Genomic DNA, 421 nt, shown 5'->3' with positions numbered 1-421 from the left:
CGACAGCAGCTACCACGAGGGGCAGGAAACCGGGCAGGGAATGGTGCCGATCGGGCGTCCGTTCGCAGGCAGTTGTCTGTATGTGCTTGACGCCGCGTTAGCTCTGGTTGCACCCGGTGTCAAGGGTGAACTGTGCATCGGCGGGCCGGGGGTGGCGCGCGGCTATTTGGGCTTGCCGCAACTGAGTGCCGAAAAATTCGTGCGCGACCCTTATAGCCAGTCGGCAGGAGCCAGACTGTATCGTACGGGCGATCTGGCCCGCATACGCACGGATGGCGTGATCGAACTGGTGGGGCGTGCCGATAACCAGATCAAGCTGCGCGGTTTCAGGATCGAGTTGGGCGAAATCGAAACGGCGCTGCTGAAAATCGCCGGCATACGGCAGGCGGTGGTGAATGTATACGAATCGCAGGTCGGCGAA

1 protein-coding gene is annotated in these 421 nt (G+C 61.5%); it reads left to right on the top strand.

The genetic code is table 11. The features are described from left to right. Positions 1 to 421, top strand: a 421-nt coding sequence (locus SJI03_RS28845; protein WP_322429465.1) for an AMP-binding protein, incomplete at both ends; no start/stop codon positions are given.

It is taken from the genome of Janthinobacterium sp. GMG1 (genome assembly GCF_034427795.1).
In the GTDB taxonomy this organism is placed as follows: domain Bacteria; phylum Pseudomonadota; class Gammaproteobacteria; order Burkholderiales; family Burkholderiaceae_D; genus Janthinobacterium.
This window is presented reverse-complemented; position numbering and strand designations above follow the sequence as displayed.